15 protein-coding genes and 1 pseudogene are annotated in these 17,967 nt (G+C 35.4%); 12 read left to right on the forward strand and 4 right to left on the reverse strand.

The window, feature by feature from the left end:
* Nucleotides 1-8: 8 nt before the first annotated feature.
* Nucleotides 9-1,406: an amino acid permease gene (locus ACQKNI_RS22100; RefSeq protein WP_088232519.1), complete on the reverse strand. Its 1,398-nt coding sequence runs from the start codon at nt 1,404-1,406 to the stop codon at nt 9-11.
* A gap of 451 nt (nt 1,407-1,857) precedes the next feature.
* Between ACQKNI_RS22100 and treR the strand changes: the two genes are divergently transcribed.
* The 3 genes from treR (at nt 1,858) to treC (ending at nt 5,914) form a co-directional block, all read left to right on the forward strand.
* Complete coding sequence (gene treR / locus ACQKNI_RS22105) at nt 1,858-2,568, forward strand: trehalose operon repressor (RefSeq protein WP_088232520.1); 711 nt, start codon at nt 1,858-1,860, stop codon at nt 2,566-2,568.
* A gap of 243 nt (nt 2,569-2,811) precedes the next feature.
* A complete protein-coding gene (gene treP, locus ACQKNI_RS22110; RefSeq protein ID WP_088232521.1) occupies nt 2,812-4,239 on the forward strand; it encodes a PTS system trehalose-specific EIIBC component in 1,428 nt (475 codons plus the stop codon).
* A gap of 13 nt (nt 4,240-4,252) precedes the next feature.
* A complete protein-coding gene (gene treC, locus ACQKNI_RS22115; protein ID WP_088232522.1) occupies nt 4,253-5,914 on the forward strand; it encodes an alpha,alpha-phosphotrehalase in 1,662 nt (553 codons plus the stop codon).
* Between the two features lie 31 nt (nt 5,915-5,945).
* Here treC and ACQKNI_RS22120 read toward each other — a convergent pair whose 3' ends face one another.
* The 3 genes from ACQKNI_RS22120 to gerKA are packed head-to-tail and all read right to left on the reverse strand — an operon-like array spanning nt 5,946 to nt 9,640.
* A complete protein-coding gene (locus tag ACQKNI_RS22120) occupies nt 5,946-7,070 on the reverse strand; it encodes a Ger(x)C family spore germination protein (RefSeq protein ID WP_088232523.1) in 1,125 nt (374 codons plus the stop codon).
* Complete coding sequence (locus ACQKNI_RS22125) at nt 7,051-8,157, reverse strand: GerAB/ArcD/ProY family transporter (protein WP_088232524.1); 1,107 nt, start codon at nt 8,155-8,157, stop codon at nt 7,051-7,053. Before ACQKNI_RS22125 ends, ACQKNI_RS22120 begins: the two co-directional genes overlap by 20 nt.
* Nucleotides 8,138-9,640, reverse strand: a complete 1,503-nt coding sequence (gene gerKA / locus ACQKNI_RS22130) for a spore germination protein GerKA (protein ID WP_427282690.1) — start codon at nt 9,638-9,640, stop codon at nt 8,138-8,140. The genes ACQKNI_RS22125 and gerKA overlap by 20 nt, the downstream gene beginning before the upstream one ends.
* A gap of 140 nt (nt 9,641-9,780) precedes the next feature.
* On the opposite strand from gerKA, the gene ACQKNI_RS22135 reads away from it, so the two are divergent.
* The 9 genes and pseudogenes from ACQKNI_RS22135 to ACQKNI_RS22175 all read left to right on the forward strand — a co-directional run bounded on the left by ACQKNI_RS22135 (nt 9,781) and on the right by ACQKNI_RS22175 (nt 17,941).
* Nucleotides 9,781-10,752 (forward strand): phosphotransferase enzyme family protein, encoded by a 972-nt coding sequence (locus ACQKNI_RS22135; RefSeq protein ID WP_427282691.1) that lies wholly within the window; start codon nt 9,781-9,783, stop codon nt 10,750-10,752.
* 159 nt (nt 10,753-10,911) lie between these two features.
* Nucleotides 10,912-12,372: an alanine/glycine:cation symporter family protein gene (locus ACQKNI_RS22140; RefSeq protein WP_088232527.1), complete on the forward strand. Its 1,461-nt coding sequence runs from the start codon at nt 10,912-10,914 to the stop codon at nt 12,370-12,372.
* Between the two features lie 41 nt (nt 12,373-12,413).
* A pseudogene (locus ACQKNI_RS22145) lies at nt 12,414-13,233 on the forward strand (amino acid ABC transporter ATP-binding protein).
* Nucleotides 13,234-13,245: 12 nt separating this feature from the next.
* Nucleotides 13,246-14,076, forward strand: coding sequence for a glutamine ABC transporter substrate-binding protein GlnH (gene glnH / locus ACQKNI_RS22150; protein ID WP_427282692.1), 831 nt, complete (start codon nt 13,246-13,248; stop codon nt 14,074-14,076).
* Nucleotides 14,077-14,159: 83 nt separating this feature from the next.
* Nucleotides 14,160-14,816, forward strand: coding sequence for an amino acid ABC transporter permease (locus tag ACQKNI_RS22155; protein WP_098253299.1), 657 nt, complete (start codon nt 14,160-14,162; stop codon nt 14,814-14,816).
* Nucleotides 14,817-15,461 carry an amino acid ABC transporter permease gene (locus tag ACQKNI_RS22160; protein ID WP_098253300.1) on the forward strand — a complete coding sequence of 215 codons (645 nt, stop codon included), beginning with the start codon at nt 14,817-14,819 and terminating at the stop codon, nt 15,459-15,461.
* A gap of 203 nt (nt 15,462-15,664) precedes the next feature.
* Nucleotides 15,665-17,092: an amino acid permease gene (locus ACQKNI_RS22165; protein WP_088232533.1), complete on the forward strand. Its 1,428-nt coding sequence runs from the start codon at nt 15,665-15,667 to the stop codon at nt 17,090-17,092.
* Nucleotides 17,067-17,444 carry an OsmC family protein gene (locus ACQKNI_RS22170; protein WP_088232534.1) on the forward strand — a complete coding sequence of 126 codons (378 nt, stop codon included), beginning with the start codon at nt 17,067-17,069 and terminating at the stop codon, nt 17,442-17,444. The genes ACQKNI_RS22165 and ACQKNI_RS22170 overlap by 26 nt, the downstream gene beginning before the upstream one ends.
* A gap of 62 nt (nt 17,445-17,506) precedes the next feature.
* Nucleotides 17,507-17,941 carry an HIT family protein gene (locus tag ACQKNI_RS22175; RefSeq protein ID WP_088232535.1) on the forward strand — a complete coding sequence of 145 codons (435 nt, stop codon included), beginning with the start codon at nt 17,507-17,509 and terminating at the stop codon, nt 17,939-17,941.
* Nucleotides 17,942-17,967 lie beyond the last annotated feature (26 nt).

The following is a 17,967-nucleotide window of genomic DNA, read 5'->3' on the forward strand; positions in this document are numbered from 1 at the left end:
CTCTTTTTTTAATTTGTTTTTTGTGAGTCTCTCATTAGTATTGGGTAAAGAATCAGACCTAATATAAACAATCCAATTCCTAAGAAGAATGTTTTTAAATCAGCTGTTCCCGTTTTGATAACCCAAATGGAGTATACCAATGCCAATATAGTAATGATTCCATCTTTTACTCGAGAGCCTGGCATTACATCATACGTTTCTCCTGTAATAACTAATTTTAATTGGTACAAGGTAGAAACAAGGTATGGAATTAAATATGCTAATGTTGCTACGATGATAGCGAAATTATATGCTTCTGAAACAGAACCAGAAATCGTTGAAAATAAGAAAATTTGTGTCATTACATTTGTAATGAGTAATGATTTTGAAGGACTTCCTTTTTTATTTGTTTTGCCGAAAAACTTAGGGAAAAGTCCATTTTTTGCTGCCTGGTAAGGTACTTCTGAACTCACAACAATCCAACCAACAGTAGATCCAAACAAAGATACAAGTGCAAGTAAAGCCATGATGTAGGCACCTTTATTGCCAATTGCTAAATTTAATGCGTCTACTAATGGTTTTTGAGATTCCTTTAAAGCATCTTGCGGAAGAGCTCCCATTGTAAGTAAAGTAATTGACATGTAAATAAGAAGAGCGATAATTAAGCCGAAAATCGTAGCCTTCTTTACATCGCGCTGAGATTTTGCACGGTTTGAAAGCATTACAGCAGACTCAATACCGATAAATGCCCAAAGTGTTGCGATAGCAGCTGAATTAATTTGCCCACCTAACGAAATAGATTGTCCAGCTTCATTCATAAATGTTTGACCGTCTCCAAAATTAGAGGCATTGAAAATGAATAATGTAATCACAATAAACATTGTAAATCCAATAATTTTTGCGATAGTAGCAAGAAGGTTCATGTTACCAGCCTGGTCAATATTTTGAGAAAGAATATATTGAATTCCCCATAACATAAGGCTACATACGAGGAAAGTTAAAGCTTTTCCGAGTTCTAGTGAAAATCCGTTCGTTGAAAAAAGGATTTGCTTACTTTGTAAAACTGGAAAGAATGTTGATAAATATCCAGCAAAGGAAATAATAACAGATGCTGTTGCAGCCCAGTTCGCAGCCCAATATCCCCATGCCATACTATATCCTGCAACTTTACCTGCTTTTTTTGAAGGGAACATTGCTTGAGCGTAACTTTGTGGTCCTGCTTTTAATTCTGGTTTACGGATTGCTAAATTTCCAAATACGAGTGCAATCATAAATACGCCAAGTCCTGTAATACTCCATGCAAGTGTAGAACCCATCGGACCTGATACTTGTGCTAAATTTGCTGGGAGCATAAACACGCCACCGCCAACCATATTTCCGATAACAAAAGCTGTTAAAATCCATAATCCCCATTTTTTCGTTTCCATTTTTGTTAACTCCTTTGTAGTAAGGTTTGCTTAAACATCATTTTTTACTAGCTTTTTGGGTAATAAAAAAAGAGCCATGTAGATAAAAAATACCTACATGGCTCTTTGCCAAAGCGTAGGTACAATGGGAATAACCCTTGTACCTACGCGTAATTTTTCCGCTAGGTTTCAAGGGTTACGTATGATGATGATGTTTTTGTGCAAATGTAACTACAATTGTTGTATAAGTAAGCATAGTTCTTTGCTCCCTTTCTCCTCTGATTTTGAAATTAGTATACTACATGCTTTTTTGAATGAAAAGAAAAATATAAAACTTTTTATAAAAATACGTTTTAGAGATTAAATATTTACCTTTATTTTTCCTATACTGGAAAATAAGTGAGAGATTGGCAGAAGAGTGTAGCGTGGTATAATACATATAGAATTAGAAGGTGACAAGGGGCTATTGTAGATGATGAGTAAGTATGAACAAATTTATACAGAAATCAGCAAGTCTATTGATAATAAGCAATTAAAAGAGGGATGCAAAATCCCATCAGAAACTGAATTAATGAAGCAGTATGAGGCAAGCCGAGGTACTGTAAGAAAAGCAGTTGATTTATTGCAAGAGCGTGGATATGTTCAAAAAATACATGGAAAAGGTGTTTTTGTTTTAAAGCGAAAAAATATTGAGTTTAACTTCGGTGGCATTGTAAGTTTTCAAGAAGAAAATGAGCGTTTAGGACGTCATTGTATTACAGAAGTTGTGGAAATGGAGAAAGAAGAAGCGACAAAAGAAGTTGCAAAACTGTTAAATGTGAAAGAAAAAACAGAAATCGATCATATTAAACGTGTACGAAATATTGATGGAGAAAAAGTAATTTTAGATATCAATCATTTTGTATCTGAATTTATCCCAGGGTTAACGAGAGAAATCGCAACTGCATCAATTTATAAATACATTGAGAAAGAACTAGGGTTACATATTAGCTATTCACAGAGGGTAATCGAAGTACAGCCGTGTACAGAGGATGACAGAAAGTATTTAGATTTAAATGGAACAGACTATGTTGTCGTTGTGAAAAACTTTACACACTTGTACGATGGTAGTCAGTTCGAATATACAGAATCACGCCACCGCTTAGATATTTTTCACTTTTCAGATGTGGCGCGGAGAAAGTAAAGAGATGAAACAAAATATTGTTTCATCTCTTTTTTTTATCCCGCTATTCCCACCTTAAAATTTGGCAGGAGAAAAGAAGTTAGGTGGATCAAGCTACCTGTAAACACCCGATTGGTGAGGGATGATTAAAGTTTCACTTTATAAAAAAACGCTAACTCGTATATACGAGTGTTGACTAACTTATATATACGAGTTAATATGTAAGTGTAAACGGTATCAAAAAAAGAAAAGAGGGACGGGAATATGGGGAAAGACTATCGTAAAACAGCAGAGGAAGTGTTGCAGTATATTGGTGGAAAAGACAATATTGAACAAGCTGCGCACTGTGTAACGAGGCTCCGTATCGCTTTAAAGGATGAAAGTAAAATAGATAATGATAAATTACAGTCTGTTTCCTTAGTAAAGGGAGCGTTTCATAACGCTGGGGTATTTCAAATTGTAATCGGTCCAGGGGATGTAGATCGTGTTTACGCTGAATTGATAACGCTTGCAGGTATGAAGGAAGCGACAGTAGCTGACGTAAAAGATTCTGGAAATCAAAAGTTAAACCCAGCTCAAAAGTTTGTAAAAGTGTTTTCAGATGTATTTATGCCGATATTACCAGCAATCGTAACAGCTGGTTTACTAATGGGAATTAACAATCTATTAGGGGCGAAGGACTTATTCTTTGAAGGTAAAAATTTATTAGATGTATATCCAAACTTAAGTGGGCTTTGGGATTTAATTAATATGATGGCGAATACAGCATTCGTATTCTTACCAGCGCTTGTCGGTTGGTCAGCAACGAAGCGTTTTGGTGGTAGTCCAATACTAGGGATTGTTATGGGCTTAATGCTTGTGCATCCGGCTTTATTAAACGCGTGGGATTATGGAAAAGCAGCAACTGGTTTAGAGGGACAGAAGATTGAGTACTTCGATATTTTAGGATTATTTCAAATTGAAAAGGTAGGGTATCAAGGGCAAATCTTGCCGGTCTTAGTAGCAGCATTTGTATTAAGTAAAGTAGAAATCTTTTTAAAGAAACATGTACCAAATGCAATTCAATTATTAGTTGTACCAATTACAACGATTGTTGTAACAGGTGTGTTAGCATTAGGAATTATTGGTCCAGTTACACGTCATATTGGAGATTTATTAACAGCTGGATTAGTAGGTGTATATGAAACAGTACCAGTAGTTGGAGCAGTATTGTTTGGAGCATTATATGCACCGCTTGTAATTACAGGTATGCATCATATGTTTATTGCAATCGACTTGCAATTAATCGCACAACATGGTGGTACATTTATTTGGCCAATGATCGCTCTTTCTAACATTGCGCAAGGTAGTGCGGCACTAGCGATGTTCTGGATTTCTAAAAATCAAAATGATAAAAGTATGGCATCGACATCAGCAATCTCAGCGTACTTCGGTATTACAGAGCCAGCGATGTTTGGTGTGAACTTACGAAAAAAATTCCCGTTCTATGCAGCGATTATAGGATCGGCTGTGGCAGCGATATTTATTACGTTAAATGGTGTATTAGCACCTGCTATCGGAATTGGAGGATTACCAGCATTTATTTCTATCATTCCGAAATCGATTCCAATGTTTATTGTAGGAATGATAATCGCGGTTGTAATCCCATTTACGTTAACATGGTTATTTGCAAAAAGAGTAAAACAGAAGTAGGAGGAAGTTAAGTATGAAAGATTGGCATAAAAGTGTGGTCTATCAAATTTATCCGAAGAGCTTTAATAGCTATTACAATAAAGAAACTGGTGATATAAAAGGAGTTACAGAGAAGCTAGATTATTTAAAAGAACTTGGAGTGGATTATATTTGGTTAACACCGATATACGAATCACCACAAAATGATAATGGATATGATGTAAGTGATTACTACAGTATTGATCCATCTTACGGAACGATGGAAGAGTTTGAAGAGCTTTTAGAAGAAGCGAAAGCACGTAACATTGAAATCATGCTCGATATCGTTGTAAACCACAGTTCGACGGAGCATAAGTGGTTTAAGGAAGCGAAGGAAGATAAAAATAATCCATATCGTAATTATTATATTTGGCGTGATGAAAAAAATAATTGGCAGTCTAAGTTTGGCGGATCTGCTTGGAAATACGATGAGAAGACAGAGCAATACTTTTTACATCTATTTGATGAAACACAAGCTGATTTAAATTGGGAAAATGAAAAGCTTCGTGAAGAAGTATATGATATGATGCGCTTTTGGCTGGATAAAGGGGTAACAGGATTCCGCCTTGATGTTATTAATTTAATTTCAAAAAATCAACGTTTCTTGAATGATGAAGGAAGTTCTGCGACAAGTGATGGTCGTAAGTATTATACAGATGGTCCGCGTGTCCATGAATATTTACAAGAGATGAACCGAAATGTGTTTGAAGGGAAAGAGGTAATTACAGTTGGAGAAATGTCATCTACGACAATTGATAATTGTATTAAATATTCAAACCCTGAGCGCAATGAACTAAGTATGACGTTTAGTTTCCATCATTTAAAAGTAGATTATCCGGATGGTGATAAGTGGACGAAGGCTGAATTTGATTTCATTAAATTAAAAGAAATTATGTCTAATTGGCAAATTGAAATGCAAAAGGGCGGGGGATGGAATGCGTTATTTTGGTGTAATCATGATCAGCCTCGCATCGTGTCACGCTTTGGTGATGATGGAAAGTACCGAAACGAATCTGCAAAAATGTTAGCAACGGCTATGCATATGCTGCAAGGAACGCCTTACATTTATCAAGGCGAAGAAATCGGTATGACGAATCCTAATTTCGAATCTATCGAGCAATATCGTGATGTAGAATCGTTAAATATATATGATATAAAGCTAGAAGAAGGGCTATCAAAAGAAGAGATTACGAGTATTTTAAAACAAAAATCTCGTGACAATTCCCGTACTCCGATGCAGTGGAATGACGAGGTGAATAGTGGATTTACAACAAGTACACCTTGGATTTCTGTAGCTGAAAACTTTAAAGAGATAAATGTAGAGAAGGCATTAGAAGATAAAGAGTCTGTATTTTATTATTATAAAAAACTAATTGAACTAAGAAAAATATATGATGTTATTACAGAAGGAGAATATGCTATTTTAGATGAGAATCATCCTAAGATTTGGGCGTATACACGTACTGTAAATGATGAAGCATTACTTGTTGTAAATAACTTCTATGGAGAAGAAATCACGTATTCCGTACCAGTTCATGTTCAATTAGATGGTATGAAACAAGAAGTAGTAGTATCAAATTATAAAGATTCCAGTAAGGATATTACAAAGCTTACGTTAAGACCGTATGAATCAATTGTATATCGATATACGAAATAAAAGGGTTGTATGCCAAGTTGCATACAACCTTTTATTTTAAGACACCACTATACAAAATGTTTACCTCTACTTCAGGTTTGAATTTTACTTTTGCGTAATCTTTATTCCAATTTTTTTTCTTCCATAAGTCAGGATGATAAGCGATGAGATGTCTGCCGATTCCGAAAGCATCACAATTTGCTGTTTGGAGTTTGTTGGTTATTTTTTTCGCTTCTTTCGTGAGCCGTTTAGACAAGGTTTTATTTAATTTTTTTCTTTCTCCTATTTTGTAAAGGTTATCTCTTGGAGCTTCAAGAGCTATTACTTGTAGTTTCAATTTTAGATGAGCGAAAACAGTACCTTTTTTATCAGTTGTTATTTTTAATTCTCTTTTTAGTTTTTGATGGCTAATTTCAAACGTTAAATAATCGGATGTGTTAGACGAATCACTTCCAGTAAGTTTTTGTGTAATATGTGCGCTGTCCCCCATATTTCCTGTTAACAATACGAAGAGTACGGATTGCTGAGCAGGTAAAAGGCCTGTTAATTTATCGTTATTAAATAAGGCGATTCCATTTATTACTACTTCTTTTCCTTTTAGTTTTATTGAAGGAAGGGTGAAGTCTTTACCAGGGTCTAACATTTTTGTTACCACTGTTTCTAGAGTTTCCTTTGGGAAAACGCTCATATCTTCTAAGCTTTTGATTTTTTTCTTTAAAAAATCTCCAATTAATAAGTTTCCTACCTTTTTTTTCTCAAGTATTGTAGAGGTTTCACCGTCAACTGCAATAAGTTTTACTAGTGCGGTTGGATTTGTTGGATCACGAAAAGCAACGTCTAGATAAGGCAGTATCCCCTTTTTTTGTATTTTCGTTCCTAATAGCTTTACACCATATTTAAAGTATCGAATGTTACCAGTTACATTTTTTTTCAATGAGTCACTTGTGTCAAGTATGTTATAGCCAGTTGCAGAGTGTATTTCGTTCTCAAATGAAGACTGCTCGCCGCTAGAACTTTTTACGAGTTCAATCGTTTGCTGAAGTTTATTTTCTTCCGTTATATCGTATCCAAGGCTATAGGCTAATCGGGCCTCTCTTAATGGTTCTTGATCCCAACAGCCAGAAAGGAATGAACTAGCACATAGTATAAAAAGCAATTTAACTCTTTTTTGGAACATACTGTTCTCCTTTCTTATTTCTTATTACTGAATAGAGTAGAAATAAAAGAGGGAGGACCACAATGAAAATATAGGTGAATTTATCAGTGAAATTTGCAATTACTTTTAATTGCTCAGGTGTATCTATAAATAAAGCGACACTAAAAGAAATAAGGCCAACAATTGGAACAGCTTTTTTATGATCAGCAAGATTGAATATATGTCCAATTCCGATTGACGCAGCGCAGTAATAACTAGCAATAGAAGCTACAACAGTTATCATCCAAATTGGAATGAAAATTAGGTCCGTTCGGTCTATAATCCCAATATGAAGAGAGCGTAATAAGTAGGCAACTGGTTCTGGAATAAGCTCGATTTGTTTTGGACTAAATACGATAAAGCAAATCCAAACAGTAAAAGTATAAAAAAGAGTTACAAATCCATTAGCGATAGAAATTGCCTTTAGTTTTGCCACAGAACTCCCATTTACTTTTGGGAAAGCGATAAGAATAATTTCAAAACCATACATGGCTGTAATTGTTTCTTTTGATGCTTGAATAATATTCCACCATCCGGCTTCTGTAAGTGGAAAAATATAAGAAAAATCAGCGCGTGTAAGTCCTAGTGCAATTAAAAGCGCCATTGGGAAAATGAGAATAGAAGCCATGACATAAAATCGCACAATAACTTTAAATGTGTTATAGGCTATGTGACAACAGGCTATTGTAAATAGTATGAGAATGGCATACCAAGGAGTTGCCTGCAAAATCCATACTTTAATGACATTACAAGCATTTAACATAACCGTCATACCGATAAGGGTAGCATAAAAAACATAAGCAAAACCTAATAGTTTTCCTAACTTATTACCAAATAGCATACAAATACTTTCATACATATCAGCATCAGGAAATCGTTTTAAGAAAAGCCACATAAGTAAAATAATCAGTTGAATAACAAATCCAGCGATGAGGGTGGAAATCCATCCACCACCTTTTGCAATAGGGTGAAGACGGTTTGGTAGAGCAAGTATACCGACACCAATTTGGCATTGAATAACGAAAAAGGTAAATTGAACTAGCGAAATTTTATTTTGTTTGTTTGTCACCGTTCTCATCCTCTCTCGTTACATGTTGGCGCTGCATTTTTTTCGGTTTTGGATCATGAGGTCGTTCCCAAAACGACCAAATTGGAAGTCTTACAAAAGAATCTTTCATATCTTTTATTCGCATTGGAGCAATGGGAGAAAGATATGGTGTATGAAACGAGTGAAGCTGACATAAGTGAACGAAAGTTATAATTAGACCGAAGGATATTCCTACATAGCCGAATATAGCAGCAAGAATCATTAATGGAAAACGAAGAATTCGCACTGCTGAACTCATATCATTTGATGGAACAAGAAAAGAAGCAATAGCAGTTAAGGCTACAACGATGGTCATCGTATAAGAAACGAGTCCGGCTTTTACAATCGCATCACCAATTACTAAACCACCTACAATACCGATTGTTTGTCCAACTCGGCTTGGCAGACGAATACCAGCTTCCCGCAATAATTCGAAAATCAACTCCATTAAGAGAGCTTCAAAAATCGGAGGGAGTGGTACTTTTTCTAATGAAGCTTTAATTGTATAAACGAGTTCGAGTGGCAACACATCAGGATGAAAAGCAACTGTTGCGATATATATAGCCGGTAAGAGAAAGGCAATTAAAAAACTCACTAAGCGAATCATTCGGATGAAAGAACCGACAATCCAGCGGTTATTATAATCATCTGGTGATTGATAGAAAGCAAATAACGTAACAGGAACGATAAGAGCTGTTGGATCTCCGTCAGATAAAATAGCAACTCGCCCCTCCATTAAATTAGCGGCAGTTCTATCTGGACGCTCTGTATTTAATTGCTGCGGAAAGGGCGAGAAAGACGTATCTTCTATAAACTCTTGTATGTAGCCTGGTGGCATTAATGCATCCGTTTTAATCGTTTGTAATCTTCTTTTTACTTCTGTAACGAGATCATCATTCGCTATATTTTGAATATAAGCGATAGCCACTTTCGTGTGCATTTCTTCACCGAGTGTAAAATACTTAACAACTAAATTCTGACTTTTAATGAGTTTACGAATAGAAGCTAAATTCGTTGCTAAATCCTCTACAAAACCAGTATGCGGTCCACGTACAATGCCTTCATTATCAGGTTCTGTTATATCTCTTTTTAAAGATAGAGCCGTTTCGAAAATACAAAAGAATTCCACTTGTTCATGAAAATATAATGATTTACCTTGTAATAAAAGCTGCACACCATAATTTAAATTTGTTTCTTTTTTCATATTTAATGTGGAAAAAACTTTATCCAAAGACAGCTCTGATCTAGTTAATAGGGGCTCAAGAGCGAGCTGATGAATTAAATTTGGGTCTGCTAAAGATTCGATATATAAGATTGTTCCTTTTCCATTTTGAAAAGGAACATCTAATTTTTTTATATCATCTGAATGGGAAAGTTTGTTTTCAATGTAATTAATGTTCTCCGGAAGTGATGGAAACATATGCTTTTGACTCTTACTCTCTTGTTGTTTTTTATAATCTGTCATAATTTCCACCTCTTTTAGAATAAAGTCACTTCTGTTAATTTTTGTTTTTTGTGAGAAATTTATGCTTGGATTATTTAATATTAAAGCAGTACTTTTTCTTGTTACTATTGAATTAGATAAGGGATATAGGAGGGATATATATGGAAATAACTGTAGAACGAGTTTTTTCACAAGAAATTTTAGCAAGAGCAACAAAGGCATTTCATGTAACAGTGGAAGACAAGCCACTTGGTGATTTTGAAAATTATATTTTTAAGGCGAAGGATAAAAATAATGAAGATTACGTATTACGTTTAACACATTCTTCTCATCGATCTAAAAAAGAGGTAGAGGCTGAACTAGATTTTTTACGGTATGTTGCGGAGAACGGTGCAAAGGTAGCAGGACCTCTCTATTCAGCATCTCAAAATCTTGTAGAAGAACTTATAGCAGAGGATGGGACTTTCTTTTTCGCATCTTTATTTACATATGCAAAAGGTGAGCAAGTAAAAGGAGAGGAATCGCCGTATTGGGGGTATTCTTACTTTAAAGCATGGGGAAAAGCAATTGGACAACTGCATCGTCTTACAATGAATTACCCTAAAACAGTTTACCGTGATACGTGGGAAGAGGATGAAAGTAGCATTGTTAATGAATTAGAAGATGAGAAAGTGAAAGAGACTGCTACGGTGTTAATGGATGAAATCAAGCTGTTGCCAATCGAAAAGGAAACGTTCGGTCTTATGCACGGTGATATTCATCCAGGTAATTTTCATTATAATGGAAAAGAGCTAACAATCTTTGATTTTGATGATGCATCTTATAATTACTTCATTCATGATTTGGCAATGGTTCTTTATTACTCGGTTCTTTTTACACCGTGGACAGCGGAGGAGAAAACGGAATTTGCGCGTAAACAGTTACAAGTGTTAAGAACGGGATACGAATATGAGCATAGGCTGGCGGATAGTTGGTATGAATCGTTGCCGTTATTTTTACGTTTACGTGATATAGGTTTATACGGGACGCTCCAGAAGAAGTTTAAAGGGAAAGATATGCCAGATAATCTCCGGAAATTATCAGAAGAGCTATATGGAAGAATTATAAAAAATGAAGCGATTGTGAATATATAATACATTTCTTTCAAAACAAAGTATATAAAACAAATATATACTTTGTTTTTTTATGCAAAAATATGTTTGTTTTATTAAAATAATATTGTTATAGATTCGTTATGCACTTATAATTTTATATATATTCTGAATATTCTTTATAAAGAAGGAGGGGGAATGGTGGAAGCTTTCGTAAATTGGTTAAATAATATTGTTTGGAGTCCCGCACTTGTTTATTTATGTTTAGGAGTAGGTTTATATTTTTCTATTCGGACGAGGTTTTTACAAGTAAGGCATGTAGGAGAAATGGTGAAGCTTACATTTCAGGGAGAAAAATCAGAGGCTGGTGTTTCTTCATTCCAGGCGTTAGCACTTTCGTTATCAGGACGTGTTGGGACAGGGAATATTGCTGGGGTAGCAACAGCGGTTGCATTCGGTGGGCCAGGGGCTGTATTTTGGATGTGGGCAGTAGCCTTTTTAGGAGCAGGTTCTGCTTATGTAGAATCGACATTAGCACAAATATACAAGACGAAACATCAAGGGCAGTTCCGAGGTGGTCCTGCTTATTACATTGAAAAAGGTTTAGGGGTTAAATGGTATGCTTTAGTATTCGTTGCAGCAACAATTCTTGCAACAGGACTTTTATTACCGGGTGTTCAAGCGAATAGTATTGCTGTAAGTTTAGAAACAGCTTTTGGAATTAACACTACAGTATCAGGAGCGTTATTAGTAGTTGTATTAGCTCTTATCATTTTCGGTGGAGTAAAGAGAATTGTTAACGTAGCGCAAGTTGTCGTACCGTTTATGGCAGTTGGTTATATTTTAGTAGCTTGCGTTATTGTCGCTATGAATATTGAAAAATTACCAGAAGCATTTATGTTAATTATAAGAAGTGCTTTTGCATTAGAAGCAGCTTTTGGTGGTATTATCGGTTTAGCAATTTCTTGGGGAGTAAAACGTGGTATTTATTCTAATGAAGCAGGGCAAGGAACTGGACCACACGCAGCAGCAGCGGCTGAAGTATCACATCCAGCTAAACAAGGTTTAGTGCAAGCATTTTCCGTTTACATTGATACATTATTTGTTTGTTCAGCAACAGCATTTATGATGATTATTACAGGCATGTATAACGTATTTGATGCAAGCGGAAAAAACTTTATCGTTAATAAACTAAACGGTGCGCAGCCAGGACCTGGATATACACAGGCAGCGGTAGAATCTGTATTCCCTGGTTTTGGAAACGGTTTCGTCGCAATCTCGCTATTATTCTTCGCGTTTACAACGATAATGGCGTATTACTACATTGCAGAAACGAATATCGCGTACTTAAATCGTGATAAAGATCGTCCTTGGCTGTCCATGATACTAAAGTTTGTATTTTTAGGAGCAGTATTCTATGGGTGTATAAAAACAGCAGCAACAGCTTGGGCTTTAGGCGATATCGGTGTAGGTATTATGGCTTGGGTTAATATTATAGCGATTTTATTATTACAAAAGCCAGCATTAGTTGCATTAAAGGATTATGAAAAACAGAAAAAAGAAGGCAAAGATCCAGTATTCGATCCAGGGCCATTAGGAATTAAAAATGCTGATTTTTGGGAGCATGAATACGGAAAAGATAAGAAAGAAGAAGTATCTTAATAGAAATGAAAAAGCAAAGGGAAAATCCCTTTGCTTTTTTTATGGACAAAATGAAGCTGAAAGTTATTTTTTTGCCTATTTTTGAATATAAAAAGAATGTACATGCTTTGTTTAGGGAAAGGGGGGAGTATGTTGATAGAGTTTCGTAACGTAAATAAATATTACGGTAACTTGCAAGTTTTGAAAAATATTAATGTGCAAGTGAAAAAGGGTGAAGTGGTGGTAGTAGTTGGTCCTTCAGGATCAGGAAAAAGCACACTACTTCGGTGTATAAACCAATTGGAGACCATTACAGATGGAGAATTAATTGTACAAAATACAGAAGTGCACAATAAAAAAATAAATATGAATGAATTACGCCGAAATATTGGGATGGTTTTTCAGCATTTTTATTTATACCCACATAAAACAGTTCTTCAAAATATTACACTAGCACCGATTAAAGTAAATAAAGTTTCAAAAGAAGAAGCAGAGAAAACAGCGATGTTTTATCTAGAGAAAGTAGGAATCCCGGAGAAGGCTGGTGTATACCCGCATCAATTATCAGGAGGTCAACAGCAAAGGGTAGCGATTGCTAGGGGACTTACGATGCAGCCAAAAATTATGCTATTTGATGAGCCTACGTCTGCCCTTGATCCAGAGATGATTGGGGAAGTACTTGATGTTATGAAAATGCTGGCTAAAGAAGGGATGACGATGGTTGTCGTCACACATGAAATGGGATTTGCACGTGAGGTCGCGGATCGAATTTTATTTATGGATGACGGCCAAATTATCGAGGATACAACACCGGCACAATTTTTTGCAAATCCTGAACAAGAAAGAGCTCGTTTATTTTTAAGCCGAGTGTTAAATCATTAAAGGAGGAATTTCATGCTTAAAATGAAAAAGTTGTTTACCTTAATCGTATTTTCATGTTTATTCGTGCTTATCATTGCTGGATGTGGAAGTAAAAAAGATGAGGCGAAAGAAACGAATACGAAGCAAGGTGGAGTCGTTGAGCAAATTAAGAAGCGTGGGAAATTAGTAGTTGGGGTGAAGAATGATACGAATTTATTTGGGCTGAAAAATCCTTCAACAGGGCAGGTAGAAGGGTTCGATGTTGATATCGCGAAGGCGCTTGCGAAAAAAATTCTTGGTGATGAAAAGAAGCTAGAGCTGAAAGAAGTAACGTCTAAAACACGTATTCCAATGTTAAAAAATGGTGATATTGATGCAATTATCGCGACAATGACAATTACAGAAGAACGTAAAAAAGAGGTTGATTTTTCAGATGTATATTTTAAAGCAGGGCAATCGTTACTTGTGAAAAAAGGAAGCAATATTAAAAGTATTGATGATGTGAAAAAAGGTGTGAAGGTATTAGCTGTAAAAGGTTCAACGTCTACAAATAATATACGTCAAAAATCACCAGAATCAACTGTATTAGAATTTGAAAATTACAGTGAAGCATTTACAGCGTTAAAAGCAGGTAAAGGTGATGTTTTAACGACAGATAATGCAATTCTTTATGGAATGGCAAAACAAGATTCTAATTATGAAGTTGTAGGGAAAATTTTTACGGATGAACCGTACGGCATTGCCGTGCAAAAAGGTGCGGATGATTTAACGAAAGAGATTAATAGTTTATTAAAAGATATGAAAGCTAATGGAGAATACGATAAATTATATGAAAAATGGATCGGTCAAAAACAAGAAAAATAAAGTGAAACTAATTGGAATAAATAATAAGGATGAGAGGATGAGAGATACTCATCCTCTTCTTGTAAAGAAAGAGGGGAGAATATGTGCCTGATTTTTCTATATTAACGAATAACATTGATATGTATTTAGAAGGATTTAAGTATACAGTGATGTCTAGTGTAATTGCATTAATAGGAAGTTTTATTTTAGGAGTAATTTTGGCGGTAATGCGTATTGCACCTATTCGTATTTTAAATTGGATGGGATCTGTTTTTGTAGAGTTTGTAAGAAATATTCCGCTCGTATTAATTGCATTTATATTTTATTTCGCGTTACCTGTAATAGGAATTACGTTAAATGGTTTTGTAGCGGGGACAGTTACGCTTACGATATATACGGCAGCATTTATTGCAGAAGTAATTCGCGCTGGTATTTTATCAGTTGCGAAAGGTCAAATGGAAGCGGCGCGCTCTTCAGGATTAACGTATGTGCAGGGAATGTATTATATTGTCTTACCCCAAGCGGTGAAAATCGTAATCCCTCCTCTAGGAAATCAATTTCTCAATTTAGTTAAAAATTCTTCTATACTCGGAATTATTGCTGGGACAGATTTAATGTATCAAGGAGACTTAATTTCAACGAAGACGTTTGTTACGTTTGATGTATATATATTTGTTGGGATGTTTTATTTAATATTAACAATTCCGCTCAGTATGCTAGTGCGTTATTTAGAAAAACGCTTGGCAAAGGAGGCGGTGTAAATGGATTTTAAGGGAGCAATAACAGGTGATCATATTCTATTTTTATTAAAAGGATTGCTTATAACATTAGAGGTAGCGCTCGTAGCAATTGTACTTAGCTTTATTATTGGTAGTGTAATAGGGATTATGCGGTATACAAAAATACCCGTCGTCTCACAAATACTAGGTTGTATCGTTGAAGTAATTCGGAATTTACCGTTACTTTTAATTATATTTTTTACGTATTTTGCACTGCCTGAAGCGGGCTTGAAATTAGAAATTATAACAGCCACAATTGTCGCTTTAACAATATTTGAAGCTGCAATGATATCTGAAATTGTTCGAAGTGGTCTATTATCTATCGAAAAAGGGCAAATCGAAGCAGCGAGGTCTTCCGGATTAACGTATGTTCAAGCGCTGTGGCATATTATTTTGCCACAAGCATTAAGAAGAATGGTCCCGCCGCTTGTTAGTCAGTTTATTTCATTACTGAAAGATACATCGCTCGCAGTTGTTATATCATTACCAGAACTTATGCATAACGCTCAAATTATTAGCGGACAGAATGTAAATTATATGATTCCGACTTTTATAGTAGTAGCTTGTATGTACTTTATCGTAAATTACAGTTTATCAATTTTATCGAGAAGATTAGAACTCCGTTAACCCTTACAATATATGTGAGGGTTTTTCCTTGTTTATCCTTATTTTCCTCTAAATAGAATCTTAATCTTACAATGATTCGATTTTTTGTATTGTTTTATCAGAAAAGTTTTAATTTTATATAGAAATTGTAATCGCTTTCGTGTATATTTTTATTATCAGAAAATTTTAAAAAGAGACAGGGGTATTTGCAGGGGAGGATTAAGATGCAGCAAACAACGAATGAGAAATTACATCGTACGATGAAGAGTAGACATTTATTTATGATCGCACTTGGTGGTGTAATCGGGACGGGCTTTTTTCTAGGGTCAGGTTATACTATTAATCAGGCTGGACCAGGGGGAGCAATTCTCTCTTATTTAGTGGGCGGATTTATTATGTATTTAACAATGCTTTGTCTTGGAGAGCTAACGGTAGCGATGCCAGTTTCAGGTTCTTTCCAAAAGTATGCAACGAAGTTTATTGGACCGGGAACAGGGTTTATGATCGGCTGGCTATACTGGATTGGATGGGCAGTAACAGTAGGATTAGAATTAACGTCGATTGGTTTAATGATGAAAAGATGGTTTCCGAATGTTGATGTTTGGGTATGGTGTCTTGTATTCGGGGTTATTTTATATGCTTCCAATGCGATATCAGCAAAAAGTTATGCTGAATTAGAGTTTTGGTTCTCTAGTATTAAAGTAGTTACAATTCTTGCATTTATCGTTCTTGGTGGTAGTGCATTATTAGGATTTATACCATATGACGGAAAAGAAGCAGCACCTCTTTTCTCTAACTTTGTAAGTGATGGCGGGCTATTCCCGAATGGACTGGCAGCGGTATTACTTACGATGATTACAGTTAACTTCTCGTTCCAAGGAACAGAGTTAATCGGGATTGCAGCAGGAGAGAGTCAGGAGCCTGAAAAAACAATTCCACGTGCAATTCGTAATACAGTATGGCGTATTATGATATTCTTCATCTTAACAATGACAATTTTAGTAGGATTAATTTCTTGGAAAGAAGCTGGAGTAATTGAAAGTCCATTCGTAGTTGTATTTGATAAAATCGGTATTCCATATGCAGCTGATATTATGAACTTCGTTATTATTACTGCTTTATTATCTGTAGCGAACTCAGGATTATATGCAGCAACGCGTATACTATGGTCACTTGCAAATGAAGGAATGGCACCAACTTCTTTCAAGAAAGTAAATAAACGAGGTATTCCAATTACAGCACTAGTCGTAACGATTGCTGTTGCAGCATTATCCTTATTAACAAGCTTCCTTGCAGAAGATACAGTATATATGTACTTATTATCTATAGCTGGTTTATCGGCTGTTTCAAGTTGGATCATTATTGCTTTATCACAACTACGCTTTAGAAGTCAGTATATCAAAGGCGGAGGGAAATTAGAGGATTTAAAGTATAAAACGCCTTTATATCCGATTGTTCCAATTTTAGCTTTAATTACAAATAGCATCGTTGTTATTAGCTTAGCATTTATTCCAGAACAAAGAATGGCGTTATATTGTGGTATTCCATTTATCATTTTCTGCTACATATATTATTATATAAGTAAGAAACGGAAGAAGCCGATGAAAGTGGAGATGGAAAATACACATGAAACTAACAATCAAACACGATGATATAGAGGCAGATTTATCATATGGTCCATTAGCGATTGGAAAAGAAAACGGGTATTCACCGTTACAATTACTCGTTTCTTCCATCGCGGGATGCAGTGCAATTGTCTTTCGCACAATTTTAGAAAAGAAACGCATTGCATACGATACGTTTACAATTGAGACTGAAATTGGTAGAAGTGAAGCTTTATCAAAGCCAGTTGAAAGTATTCATTTGCATTATAAAATTAAAGCGGAAAACATTACAGAAGAGCAGTTGGACAAGGCGCTGCAACTTGCGGTGAAAAATTGCACGATTGTTCAATCTGTAAAAGATAGTATAAAGGTTACGGAAACAATTGAACTAATAAAGTGAAATAGAAAAACGTGAGAATACGGCTCTCACGTTTTTCTGTTTTTAACAGAGGGGGAAGTATCATGAAATGTTTAGGTTGTAAATTAGCAAACGAAGAAGAAATGATATATAAAGTATATGAAGATGACTATGTGACTTGCTTTTTAGATCATGAACCTTTCTATCCAGGACATACTTTAATTGTGCCAAAGCAACATGTTTTAGAGGTAGATGAATTAGATGATATTGTAGCAAAATCGATTATGGATGCGTCTAAGATTATTGCAAAAGCAATTAAGGTACTATATAAACTAGATGGAATTACAATTTGTCAAAATGGTGGAATCTTTAACGAACTAACGCACTATCATATGCATGTCGTACCAAGGTATAAAGAGCGCTCATTTGCCGAGTTTTATGCAGTACAACCGGGAGACAAGAAAAATCATAACTTAGAAGAGACAAAGAATTTGTTAAAAGAAGCGATAGAGCAAATACTGCATATTGAAAAGGTGTAAGAGGATTTTTCTTAGAGATACAATCA

Origin of the sequence: Bacillus sp. NPDC094064 (assembly GCF_050279585.1) — a bacterium.
GTDB lineage: Bacteria > Bacillota > Bacilli > Bacillales > Bacillaceae_G > Bacillus_A.

What these genes read in the sequence shown, in the direction of transcription:
- glnH (WP_427282692.1), top strand. Translation starts at nt 13,246, where the DNA reads ATGCTTAAAATGAAAAAGTTGTTTACCTTAATCGTATTTTCATGTTTA.
- treP (WP_088232521.1), top strand. Translation starts at nt 2,812, where the DNA reads ATGGGGAAAGACTATCGTAAAACAGCAGAGGAAGTGTTGCAGTATATT.
- ACQKNI_RS22165 (WP_088232533.1), top strand. Translation starts at nt 15,665, where the DNA reads ATGCAGCAAACAACGAATGAGAAATTACATCGTACGATGAAGAGTAGA.
- treR (WP_088232520.1), top strand. Translation starts at nt 1,858, where the DNA reads ATGATGAGTAAGTATGAACAAATTTATACAGAAATCAGCAAGTCTATT.
- ACQKNI_RS22175 (WP_088232535.1), top strand. Translation starts at nt 17,507, where the DNA reads ATGAAATGTTTAGGTTGTAAATTAGCAAACGAAGAAGAAATGATATAT.
- ACQKNI_RS22120 (WP_088232523.1), bottom strand. Translation starts at nt 7,070, where the DNA reads ATGTTCCAAAAAAGAGTTAAATTGCTTTTTATACTATGTGCTAGTTCA.
- treC (WP_088232522.1), top strand. Translation starts at nt 4,253, where the DNA reads ATGAAAGATTGGCATAAAAGTGTGGTCTATCAAATTTATCCGAAGAGC.
- ACQKNI_RS22100 (WP_088232519.1), bottom strand. Translation starts at nt 1,406, where the DNA reads ATGGAAACGAAAAAATGGGGATTATGGATTTTAACAGCTTTTGTTATC.
- ACQKNI_RS22160 (WP_098253300.1), top strand. Translation starts at nt 14,817, where the DNA reads ATGGATTTTAAGGGAGCAATAACAGGTGATCATATTCTATTTTTATTA.
- ACQKNI_RS22135 (WP_427282691.1), top strand. Translation starts at nt 9,781, where the DNA reads ATGGAAATAACTGTAGAACGAGTTTTTTCACAAGAAATTTTAGCAAGA.
- ACQKNI_RS22170 (WP_088232534.1), top strand. Translation starts at nt 17,067, where the DNA reads ATGAAACTAACAATCAAACACGATGATATAGAGGCAGATTTATCATAT.
- gerKA (WP_427282690.1), bottom strand. Translation starts at nt 9,640, where the DNA reads ATGACAGATTATAAAAAACAACAAGAGAGTAAGAGTCAAAAGCATATG.